The sequence below is a fragment of the Longimicrobium sp. genome (assembly GCF_035474595.1).
Classification (GTDB): Bacteria; Gemmatimonadota; Gemmatimonadetes; order Longimicrobiales; family Longimicrobiaceae; genus Longimicrobium.
In genome coordinates, this window is the sequence record NZ_DATIND010000065.1 from 111,544 (window position 1) to 122,992 (window position 11,449).

Here is an 11,449-nt window from a genome sequence, read left to right on the forward strand (position 1 = left end):
CTCCCGCAGGGGCGCCCGGCCTGTTCGTTTGCCGAAATCATCCATTCGATTGCGACCGTTAGAGATATGCTGAAGCTGGGGATCGTGGGGCTGCCGAACGTGGGGAAGAGCACCCTGTTCAACGCGCTGACCGCGGCGGGCGCCGACGCGGCCAACTACCCGTTCTGCACCGTGGAGCCGAACGTGGGGATGGTGGAGGTGCCCGACCCGCGCGTGGACCTGCTCACCGAGAAGGTGCAGCCGCAGCGCACCGTGCGCGCGGTGGTGCAGTTCGTGGACATCGCCGGGCTGGTGAAGGGCGCCAGCGAGGGCGAGGGGCTGGGCAACCAGTTCCTCAACAACATCCGCGAGACCGACGCGGTGGTGCACGTGGTGCGCTGCTTCGACGACCCCGACGTGGTGCACGTGATGGGGAGCGTGGACCCGGTGCGCGACCGCGAGGTCATCAACCTGGAGCTCGTCCTGAGCGACCTGGCCGTGGCCGAGAAGCGGCTGGAGCGAGTGCGCAAGGCCGCCCGCGGCGGCGACGCGGACGCCAGGGCCGAGCTGGGGCTGCTGGAGCGCCTGGTGGCCGCGCTGGGCGAGGGCCGCTCGGCGCGCGCGGTGGAGATGGACGACGACGAGCGCAAGGTGATGAAGGGCTTCAACCTGCTCACCAGCAAGCCCGTGCTCTACCTGGCCAACGTGTCGGAGGACGACCTGCCGGAGGGCGACAACGAGCATGTTCGCGCGCTCCGCAGGGCGGTGGAGGAGAGCGGCGAGACGGCGCACGTGATCCCCATCTCCAGCAAGATCGAGAGCGAGCTGGCCGAGCTGCCGCAGGAAGAGCGCGCGGAGTTCCTGGCGTCGCTGGGGCTGGACGAGCCGGGGCTCCACAAGCTCATCCGCGAGGGGTACCGCCTCCTCGGCTTGCAGGTGTACTTCACCGCCGGCGAGAAGGAGGTCCGCGCCTGGGAGATCCGCGTGGGCGCCAAGGGCCCCGAGGCCGCGGGCGTCATCCACAGCGACTTCGAGCGCGGCTTCATCCGCGCGGAGACGGTGGGGTGGGACGACTTCGTGAAGACCGGCTCGGTGAAGGCCGCCCGCGAGCAGGGGCTGATGCGCAGCGAGGGCAAGGAATACGTCGTCAAGGACGGCGACATCCTCCTCTTCCGCTTCAACGTCTGATCCGGAGCGGGCGAGGGACGGGTAGTGTTCCGTCTCTGAAAGACGTCATCCTGAGGCCGGCCACGCCTCAGCCCGCTTCCGCACAAGCGCTTGCAGGCCGAAGGATCCATAGTCTGTCCAGCACGTCCAACGCGGATCGCGCCTCGATCTCATCCGCGATGTGTCGAGGCCCAAACAAGATCAGGGCAGCAGAGGAAAACCGCCTCTGCTGCCCTGATTTTCTTTGTTCACCCTATACCGAATTTGGGGATCGATCGTGCAATCCGGAAGCGCACGTGCGACCTCGCCTGTAGATCCTTCGGCCTGCAACCGCTCGTGCCGGGGCGACGATCGTGTGGCCGGCCTGAATAGAAAGTTCGCGGCCTGGCCCCCCACCGGCGACTGAAGTCGCAGCGTCGCAGCAACAACTACGGGAAGCCTCGCAAACTGCGCGAGGCTGATCCGCTCATTCTGTGGCATCAGCGCTCACGACCAATCTCCTTTCATCCGCCATGGTCGCGCGCAGCGCGGTGTTCGACTCAGGATGACGTCTCTCTGTGCGTTTGTAATGCACAGATGATTGCCAGATCCGGGATTACGGCTTGCCCGGCCTCAGGCTCAGGATGACGTCGGTCTGCGGTTCGGCTCCGTGCTCCGGTGCCGCGGGGCGAGACAATGCCGGGGCCGCAGTCCCGCAGGGACTTTGTGCTGTTGTTGCCGCGAATTCATTCGCCTTTCCCAGCCGCATCTCCCGCTACACCAGCGCGCCGCGCCGCGGGCGCTCCGCCGTGATCACCGGGTCTGCGCTGCGCTCGGCGCCCGCGGAGCCGGGGACTACGTAGTCGTACGTGTTGGGGTTCAGCTGGGCGAATGGGCTGGACGGGGCGGCCACGAGGGTGCCGCCGAGCGACACGGCCACGCCCGCGGCCGCGTTCAGCCCCGTCTGGAAGGCGTTCTCCACCCATCCGCCCAGGAAGCCCACGCTGTCGCCGGCGATGTAGACGCCGGTGTCTTCCTGCGTTCCCGCCTTCAGGAAATCGTAGTACATCGCCTGCACGTACGGGTCCTCGCCCGGGTGGTTCAGCTTGAACGCGCCGAAGAAGTAGGGCTGGCTCTGCCAGTCGATGATCTGCACGCTGGCCGGGTCCATGCTCGTCTCCACCTGGTCCCGCAGCTCGGGGGAGATGGTGGCCAGGTCGCGCAGCAGCAGCGCCAGCCGCGCCTGCGGGTCGGTGAGGGTCTGCGGCTTCACCGAGTCGTCGGCCCACGTGTAGCTGAACAGCACCGCGCCGGTGTCCGGCGTGGCCTGCGGGTAGGTGAGCGCGTAGAAGTTCCGCAGGATGGTGTCGCCCACCACGTTGCGCGGCCAGTCGTGGTTCGTTCCCGGCTGCGGCTGGTCCCAGAACGCCGCCGACTCCACGAACACCTTCGACGAGTTCTCCAGGTGCACGCGCCGCACGGCGGTGGCCACCGGCTCGGCCAGCGCGCCGGGGGCGCCGAGCCCCATCGTCAGCTCCATCGAGCGGTGCGAGGTGGCCACGATGGCGCGGTCGAACGTCTTCTCCGTCCCGTCGGCGAAGGTGAGCGTGACGAAGCCGCCGGCCGGCGTCACCGCGGCCACCGGCGTGTTCAGGAACAGGCTGGCGCCCACGCTGGTGACGTTGCCGTTCGGCTGGGCGACGGGCTGGTTCAGGAAGCCGTCCACGATCGACGCCACGCCGGAGGGGAGCTCGTGCTGGTCCGTCTCCACCGCGTTCACGGTAAAGCGCATGATGTCCAGGAAGCCGATGGGGAAGAGCGGGCCGAACCCGCCGATGCCGGTGCCCAGCGCGCCCAGGAACTCGAAGTCGGTTTCGTTCCAGACGCGGTCTGCGGGCGGCAGGCTCATGTCGGGGCCGGGCGCGTTGGGATCGGTGAAGATGCGCACCATGGCCTCGTACAGGCTGCTGTTGCCGAACGCGTCGATGTACGCCTGCCACGCCTGCACGATCTCCCCCTCGTTCCCCTGCGGCGCGGACAGCCACTGGGTGATGGTCTTGGGCGCGGTGAGCGAGATGCTGCCGTCGGCGCTGGTGAAGCCGTTGTCCATGAACGCGTTCCACCCGTCGTTCACGCGCGGGAAGCTGGGCGGAAGCTGGTTCTGCGCGCCCGGCGTGTAGACATACGTCTGCCCCTGGAAGGCGATGAAGGTCTCGTCGGCGCCCAGCGGGTCGGGGAAGTCGCCGGTGCTGAACTGCAGGCCGAACAGCCCCGCGTACCAGTGCAGCACCTGCTCCGACGGGGTGAAGCGCATGGCGCCCATCTCGAACAGGTTGCCGCTGGAGTCGGCGATGCTGTACAGCCGCCCGCCGGCGCGCGAGCCGGCCTCGTACAGGGTGACGCTCAGCCCGCAGCGCAGCAGCTCGTACGCGGCCGCCAGCCCCGCCGCGCCGGCGCCGACGACCGCCACGCTCAGCTGCGACGGGTCGCCGGGGAGCTGGGCGATGCCGTCGCCGCTCTGCTGCAGCCAGGTGGCGTAGTTCATCGCCGGGGTGTCGACGAAGACCACGGGGGTGTCGCTGGTAGTGGCGCGCATCAGCCCGGGCGGGTTGGTGCGGCGGAGATTGGGGAAGACCGGCATGACGGCATCGCTCCGATTGTGAAGGGTTGGGCGGGTTTACATCGTGGCGGGAAGAGCAATCCCGCGGCCACGTGAATCGGCCGCGTGATGACTGGTTTCTCCAGCATCCGCCCCGTTTCCGCTGCAATGGGGCGATGCGGAGCTGGAACGGAGCGTGACAGCGTCGGAGATGGGGACATCTCCATCTTCCCGCAATTCGATGTTTTCCCGGCTCCCATCGCGATGGCGAATTCCCGCCTTCGGATCTCACGCGGAGACGCGGAAGGCGCGGCTCATCTCCCCGCTCCCCGCCCGTCGCGCCGATGATGGTCCGGGCCGCCGCAAACGAAGGCTCCGCAAGCGCTTCGCGTCGCGTCCCGATCCGTCCAAGAACCTTGCGCGCGCGAAACGGTTCGTTATCCTGTTCACCACAATCTGTTGCGGATCACCGCATCACCCCACCCCACGGGCTGTGCTCCGGCCCCCGGGGCGGGGGATCCGCGGCAGGCGACGCCGGGACGGCAGCCGGGCAGCATCGCGAAGGCATCTTCATCCCCCACCCGTTCCTCAGGTTGCACATGGTCGCACTCCCGTACTCCGACCGCCGGCCCTACTCGCGCATCCTGATCGTCGACGACGAGGAGAGCCTGCGGAAGGTGCTCCGGCTGGGGCTCACGCAGGACGGCTACGACGTGCGCGAGGCGGAGGACGGGCAGGCCGCGCTGGACCTGATGACGCGCTGGGCCCCCGACGTGGTCGTCTCGGACCTGCTGATGCCGGGCGTGGACGGGATCGAGCTGCTGCGGCAGAGCAAGGAGGCCGACGACACCATCGGCTTCATCGTGCTGACCGGGGTGGGAACCACCAAGCAGGCGGTGCAGGCGCTGCGGCTGAACGCCGACGACTACCTGCTGAAGCCGTACGACGTGGAGGAGCTGTCCATCTCCGTCAGCCGGGCGCTGGAGCGGCGGGCGCTGCTGCGGCAGAACCGCTTCTACCAGCAGTGCCTGGAGCTGCGCGTGGCCCAGCTCGGCCAGCAGCTGGAGCGGCTGACCGAGGAGGCGCTGGTGTCGCTGGCCGGCGCGGTGGAGGCGCGCGACGGGTACACCGGCGCGCACCTGGAGCGCGTGACCCGCTACGCGCAGGCGGTGGGGATGGCGCTGGACCTGGACCGCGACCAGCTGCGCACGCTGTGGATCGGCGCGCTGCTGCACGACATCGGCAAGATCAGCATTCCCGACAGCGTGCTGAACAAGCCGTCGGCGCTCTCGCTGGACGAGCTGCGGGTGATGCGCGAGCACCCCCGGCTGGGCGCGGCCATCCTGGAGCAGAGCTCCTTCCTTTCCTCCGCCGTTCCCGCCGTGCTGCACCACCACGAGCGGTGGGATGGAGACGGCTACCCGTTCGGCCTGCGCCAGGGCGAGATCCCCATCGAGGCGCGGGTGCTGGCGGTGGCCGACACCTACGACGCCATCATCAGCGACCGCGCGTACCGCCCGCGCCGCCCCGAGGAGGCCGCGGTGGACGAGCTGCTGCGCTGCCGGGGGACGCAGTTCGACCCCGAGGTGGTGGACGCCTTCATCGCCGCGCGCAAGCGGGGGTTCCCCGAGCCGGTGGCGCCGCGCTTCTGGCAGGGGGAGAAGATGCTGATCGCCGAGCCGGTGCTGTCGTGAGCACCGCGTGGGACGCCGCGCCGCTGGCCGCCGCCATGCCCGGGGATGACGCCGGGCCGGCGCCGGAGGAGTCGCCCGCCTTCGCCATCTTCTGCGGCGAGGTGGCCGACGCGCTGGCCCGCCCCGCCGAGCGCAAGCGGGCGCTCGTCCGCATGGCCGAGGCGCTGGCGGCGCTGGGCGACGCCTCCGTCGCGCTCTACACCACCGGCCACGACGGCCTGCTGCAGTGCGAGGTCGGCTCGGGCGACCTGGCGCAGCTGGAGGGCGACCTGGTGCCCGTCGAGGCCACGCTGGAGGGCGAGGCGTTCCAGACGGGCCAGCCGTGCGCCACGCCCAACCTGCGCGCCGACCCGCGCGCCTACCTCCCCATCCAGCGGGCGCTGCCGAACGCGCCGGCGCTGGCCGTGCCGCTGCTGCAGCCCACCGACCGCGCGGGCGTGGTCCTGCTCGCCAAGCACCGCCGCGACGCGGAGTTCGGCGCGCCGGCCGTAGCGACGCTGCAACTCGCGGCCACGCTGGCGGCGGGGGTGCTGCGCAGCCTGGACCAGCACGAGCGCGCCCGCGCCAGCCGCGCGGTGATCGAGGCGTGGCGCTCGGCCCAGGCTCGCGACGCCGTGGCCGCGCAGGGGATCCTGCGCGCGGTGCGCCACGAGCTGAACACGCCGGTGGCCGTCATCCTGGGGAACCTGCAGCTCTGCGCCTCGGCCGACCCCGCGGAGTGGAAGCTCCCCGTTCCCGAGTTCTGGCAGGCCATCCGCGGCGGCGCGGCGCGGCTCGAGGAGCTCAGCCGCCTCCTGCGCACGCTGGACGAGGCGGAGGCGCCGGTCGCGCTCGACGCGCAGGGGCGGTTCATCCTTCCCGAAGCCGGCGGCGGCGCGAAGGGCTGACATCGTCATAGCTCACGCGGAGACGTAGAGAAGAGACGCGGAGGGGGCGCGGAGATGGTCATCTCCGCGCCCCCTCTTCGTCATCAAACTTCAGATAGTGCTGTGAATTTGAATATCCCTACGGCTGGCAACAGAGGTAGTCGGTGGGACCGCAGGTCTGGTCCACCGTGGGGTTGGTCCCATCGGGAACGCAGGGCGGCCGGAAGCACTGCGTCCACACGCAGGACGGCTGCAGATGATCACAGGTGTCCTTGCACGTAAACCATTCCGGGCATGATTCGTAGCCCGACGCGCCGCAGTCGATGGTGGTCTCCTGCGCGTGCACCGTTCCACGCCGCGTGTCCTCCTCGGCCACGTTGAATGATTCGACGTGAAGATCCTCGGGCCTGAGGTTGAGCTTTTTCATGCGCCACCTCCAAACGGGATGGTTGAAATGCACGCGTTTTGTAACGATAAGTCTCCTTGTGTGCGGATACAAGAACTATGAACGTGGATTACGGTTGGACGCGAAGCTGTCTGTGCTGGAAAGAGCACCACTTCATGTGCGTAAGGTGGATGTACTGTATTCGTGAGCGTCGGCGCGGCTGTCGGACGGCCGCCTCCGCACGCTATCTTCGCCCGCTCCGAGCGTCGGACAAAATCGTCCCGGATGGGGGATGGGAGAAGCATGGGGATGGATGAGGGTGAAGCGGGGTGGGCGCTGGCGGACCTGCTGAAGCTGCTGGACCTGGAGCGGCTGGAGCTGAACCTGTTCCGCGGTCAGAACCGCGACATCGGCTCGGGGAGGCTGTTCGGCGGGCAGGTGCTGGCGCAGTCGCTGATTGCCGCGGCGCGGACGGTGGAGGAGGGGCGCGCCGCGCACTCGCTGCACGGCTACTTCATGCTGGCGGGCGACCTGGACACGCCCGTGGTCTACCAGGTGGACCGCATCCGCGACGGGAAGAGCTTCACCACGCGGCGCGTGCTGGCCATCCAGGAGGGGCGCGAGATCTTCACCATGACCGCCTCGTTCCATGTGGCCGAGCCGGGGATCGAGCACGCGCTGCCCATGCCGCGCGTTCCCGCGCCCGAAGAGCTGCCGCGCGAGCTGGACCTGGTGCGCGCGATGGCCGACCGCATCCCCGAGCCGCTGCGCGGCATCTACACCCAGGACCGGCCGATCGACTTCCGCACGGTGGCGCCGGTGGACCCGTTCGCGCCCGAGGTGCGCGAGCCGGTGAAGCACATGTGGTTCCGCGCCGAGGGCGCGATGCCGGACGACGCGGTGCTGCACCAGGCGGTGCTGGCGTACGCGTCGGACTACGGGCTGCTGGGCACCTCGCTGCTGCCACACGGGCTGTCGTTCCTGATGCGCCGGGTGCAGGCCGCCAGCCTGGACCACGCCGTCTGGTTCCACCGCCCCTGCCGCGTGGACGACTGGCTGCTGTACGCGATGGATGCACCCGCCGCCGCGGGTTCCCGCGCCTTCACCCGCGGCTCCATCTACACCCGCGACGGCACGCTCGCCGTGTCCACCGCGCAGGAGGGGCTGATCCGGCTGCGGGGAAGCGGCTGAGGAAGGCGAATGAATTCGCGGCAACAACTGCACGAAGTCCCTGCGGGACTGCTCTCCAGCATCGGCGCGCGCGGGCGGCACCGGCGTGGGACGGGAATCATCATTCTCCATTGATGGTCCTGTCCCCTGTCCCCTGTCGCCCCCCATCCCCCTTTGCTTGTAAGGCCTTGCACCGCCTGCTATCTTCCTCGCTCAATCGTCGCAACGGGTTTTTCACACACGCTTCCGCGTAGCAGCGCCCACCTTCGTCGTCCATGGCAAACGCCGCAAAGCTGAGGGACCAGGCCCGCAACTACGAGACGCGGGGCCAGTGGCGCGAGGCCATCGACGCCTACCGCGAGCTCGTGGAGAGCCCGGAAGGCGGCGACGTGGACATCGGCACGTGGAACCGCATCGGCGACCTGCACCTGCGCGTGAACGAGACCGAGCGCGCGGTGCAGGCGTACGAGCAGGCGGTGAACGCGTACGTGGACGTGGGGCTGTACAACAACGCCATCGCCCTCTGCCGCAAGGTGCTGCGCCTGGTGCCCGGGCGCGCGCAGACCTACCTGCGCCTGGGCCAGATCAGCGCCGCCAAGGGCTTCTTCGCCGACGCGCGGCAGAACTTCCTGGAGTACGCCGAGCGGATGCGCAAGGCCGGGAAGCTGGACGCCAGCTTCGCCGCGCTGAAGGAGTTTGCCGACGTCTCGCCCGAGCCCGCCGACGTCCGCCGCCTGCTGGCCGACCAGCTGCTGGCGCACGGCCGCAAGGACGAGGCGGTGGAGCAGCTGCGCCTCCTCCTTTCCGTGGTGCTGGACGACGGCGACGAGGCGCAGGCCGCGCAGGTCCGCGAGCAGATCACCGCGGTCGATCCCACGGCCAGCACCGAGCCGCTCACGCGCCAGCAGGCCGCCGCGAGCGACGAGCTGGCGTTCGACCACGGCGTCATCGCCCCCACGCCTGCCCCGCCCGCGCCCACGGAGGAGGTGGATGCGATCTCCTCCGGCTCCGCGATCGAGTACGGGAACGTCGAGCTGGACGTGGAGCCGCTGGCGGGGCTGGAGCACACCTCGCTGGACGCCGGGCGCGGGGCCCCGCCTGCGCGCGCCCCGTCCGCCGACGATGATGTCGACGACGTCGAGGGGCCGGACGACCTCCCGCTGATCAACTTCGATGCGGCGCCCGAGTCCGGCCGCGGAGCGCGGTCCCCGTCTCCCTCGCCCGCGGCCGACCCCGCGCGCTTCGGCGAGGTGTCGCTGGACGAGGCGCCGGTGGACTTCGGGCCGGGGGTGGGCGACGAGGACGACGAGCCGCTGCCGCTGATCGACTTCGACGCGCCGGCGGCCCCGCCCGCGCCTGCGGCGTCCGCATCCCCCATTCCCGACCGGCTGGAGGAGCTGCGCGCCCGCGTGGCCGCCGCGCCGCACGACGCCTCGGCGCGCGAGGCGCTGATCGCCACGCTGCACGACCATGGGCTGGGGCACGAAGTTCCCGCGCTGCTGGACGACGCGCACCGCGCGCTGGCGCAGGCCGGGCGCTACCGCGACGCGGTGGACCCCATCTCCGCGCTCATCCGCCTGCGCCCCAACGACCCGCAGCTGCTGCAGAAGCGGGTGGAGTACGCCTTCCGCTCGGGCGACCGCGAGGAACAGGTGGTGGCCTACCTGGCCCTCGGCCGCCACTTCGCCGCGCAGGGCGAGGGACCCAAGGCCGAGGCGGTGTTCAAGCGCGTGCTGGAGCTGGACCCGCAGAACGAAGAGGCCCGCGCCTCCGTTCCCGCGGCGCCCGCCCGCCCCGCGCCCCGCCAGCCGGCCGCGCCCGCCGCGCCGCCGCCGCCCGACTACGTGGACCTGGGCGCGCTGATCATGGGCGACGAGGCCGAGGCCACCACGCGCTTCGTGGTGGAGGAGCGCGAGCCCAGCGGCGACGAGGAGCGCGACTTCGCCGAGATGCTGGCGCACTTCCGCCAGAAGGTGGCCGAGAACATCGAGGTCGAGGACGCCACCAGCCACTACGACCTGGGGCTGGCCTTCAAGGAGATGGGGCTGGTGGACGAGGCCATCTCCGAGTTCCAGGTCGCCCTCCGCGGCGGGGCCAATCCCCTGGCCACGCTGGAGATCCTGGGCCAGTGCTTCGTGGAGAAGGGGCAGTACGCGGTGGCCGCGCGCGTGCTGGACCGGGCGCTGCGCATCCCGGGCGCGTCGGACGCGGACCTGGTGGGCGTGCTGTACCAGCTGGGCCGCTCGGAAGAGGCGATGGGGCGGCCGCGGCAGGCGGTGGACTACTACGAGCGGGTGCTCTCGGTCGACATCCGCTTCCGCGACGCGGGGCGCCGGATCGAGGCGCTGCGGGCCGCCACGGGAGCCGCGCCGTTTTGACACCCGCGGAACGCCCGGTTAGGTTGTGCCCCGATCCAACCCGAAACTTCAAGAGCCACGCGCTTCCGACGGCATGACGCTGCGCATCGCCCCCATCCGGCTGTCCCACATCCACGCGCCCGTCCAGGACCGCCTGGATGCGGTGGTGGACGAGATCCGCCGCATCGTGGTGAGCGACTTCGCCCCCGTGGACGAGGTCAACCACTACCTGCTGAAGATCCGCGGCAAGCTCTTCCGCCCGGGGCTGGTGCTGCTCTGCGACCAGCTGAACGGCGAGGCCAACCGCACCGCCGAGACGCTGGCCGCCCTCATCGAGCTCGTCCATCTGGCCACGCTGGTCCACGACGACGCGGTGGACCACTCGGTGCTGCGCCGCGGGATGCCCACGGTGAACGCGATGTGGAGCCACCAGGTCGCCATCATCATGGGCGACTATCTCTACTCCCGCTCCATCACCGAGATCACCCGGCTGGGCGAGATCGAGCCGATCCGCGTGATCGCCGCGGCCGCCAACGCCATGACGGTGGGCGAGATGCGGCAGCTGGTGAGCCACGACGCGCTCGCCTTCGGCGAGGACGACTACTTCCGGCTGATCGACAGCAAGACGGCGTCGCTGATGTCGGCCGCGTGCGAGATGGGCGCGCTCACCGGCGCGCCGCAGCACCGCGACGCGCTGGCCCGCTACGGCACCGAGCTGGGGCGCGCCTTCCAGGTGGCCGACGACCTGCTGGACTACACGGCCGACCCGGCGGTCACCGGCAAGCCGAGCGGGCTGGACCTGCGCGAGCACAAGGTCACGCTCCCGCTGATCCACGCGCTGCCGCGGCTCTCGCGCGCCGAGCGCGCCGAGGCCGAGGCACTCTTCCGCGACCCCGAGCCCTCGGACGAGGCCATCCACGCGCTGGTGGAGGTGATCGCGGCGCACGGCGGGCTGGAGTACGCGCGCGAGAAGGCGCTGGAGTCGGCGCAGCGCGCACACGACGCGCTGGAGGGGCTCCCCGCGGGGCCGGTGCTGGAGGCGCTGCACGACAGCGTGGTGTACGCGGTGGAGCGCCGCAGGTAGCGGCACCGCAATTGCCGAAGGCGCGGCACGAGGGGGCGCGGCCTCCACGAACGGAGCTCGGGACCTAACGGGGCAGGGGGAGGGGAGATGGTGAACGCGACACGCCGGCGGATGGGGCGGCTCCTGGTGGTGGTGCTGATCGGCCTGCTGCTGGGGGCGCTGCTCTCGG

The 11,449-nt window shown here is 70.4% G+C and carries 8 protein-coding genes; 6 read left to right on the forward strand and 2 right to left on the reverse strand.

Translation table 11 applies throughout. The annotated features are described in order from the left end of the window. Window positions 1–66 precede the first annotated feature (66 nt). Entirely contained in the window at window positions 67–1,167 is a 1,101-nt protein-coding gene (gene ychF / locus VLK66_RS11795) for a redox-regulated ATPase YchF (RefSeq protein WP_325309618.1), read from the forward strand. A gap of 733 nt (window positions 1,168–1,900) precedes the next feature. On the opposite strand, the gene VLK66_RS11800 is transcribed toward ychF, so the two are convergent. Next, entirely contained in the window at window positions 1,901–3,766 is a 1,866-nt protein-coding gene (locus tag VLK66_RS11800; protein ID WP_325309619.1) for an NAD(P)/FAD-dependent oxidoreductase, read from the reverse strand. Window positions 3,767–4,323: 557 nt separating this feature from the next. Between VLK66_RS11800 and VLK66_RS11805 the strand changes: the two genes are divergently transcribed. Together VLK66_RS11805 and VLK66_RS11810 are read left to right on the forward strand one after the other, a co-directional pair. Further along, window positions 4,324–5,418 (forward strand): HD-GYP domain-containing protein, encoded by a 1,095-nt coding sequence (locus tag VLK66_RS11805; protein WP_325309620.1) that lies wholly within the window; start codon window positions 4,324–4,326, stop codon window positions 5,416–5,418. Then, complete coding sequence (locus VLK66_RS11810; protein WP_325309621.1) at window positions 5,415–6,305, forward strand: GAF domain-containing protein; 891 nt, start codon at window positions 5,415–5,417, stop codon at window positions 6,303–6,305. The genes VLK66_RS11805 and VLK66_RS11810 overlap by 4 nt, the downstream gene beginning before the upstream one ends. Before the next feature lie 118 nt (window positions 6,306–6,423). Here the strand turns inward: VLK66_RS11810 and VLK66_RS11815 are convergent, their stop codons facing one another. Then, window positions 6,424–6,711 carry a hypothetical protein gene (locus VLK66_RS11815; protein ID WP_325309622.1) on the reverse strand — a complete coding sequence of 96 codons (288 nt, stop codon included), beginning with the start codon at window positions 6,709–6,711 and terminating at the stop codon, window positions 6,424–6,426. 267 nt (window positions 6,712–6,978) lie between these two features. Between VLK66_RS11815 and tesB the strand changes: the two genes are divergently transcribed. From tesB to VLK66_RS11830, 3 genes are all read left to right on the forward strand, one after another. Then, on the forward strand, window positions 6,979–7,860 hold the full coding sequence (tesB, locus tag VLK66_RS11820) for an acyl-CoA thioesterase II (RefSeq protein ID WP_325309623.1): 882 nt from the start codon (window positions 6,979–6,981) through the stop codon (window positions 7,858–7,860). A 254-nt stretch (window positions 7,861–8,114) separates the two neighbouring features. Beyond that, window positions 8,115–10,217, forward strand: a complete 2,103-nt coding sequence (locus VLK66_RS11825) for a tetratricopeptide repeat protein (protein ID WP_325309624.1) — start codon at window positions 8,115–8,117, stop codon at window positions 10,215–10,217. Window positions 10,218–10,290: 73 nt separating this feature from the next. Beyond that, window positions 10,291–11,280, forward strand: a complete 990-nt coding sequence (locus tag VLK66_RS11830) for a polyprenyl synthetase family protein (RefSeq protein ID WP_325309625.1) — start codon at window positions 10,291–10,293, stop codon at window positions 11,278–11,280. Window positions 11,281–11,449: the final 169 nt, after the last annotated feature.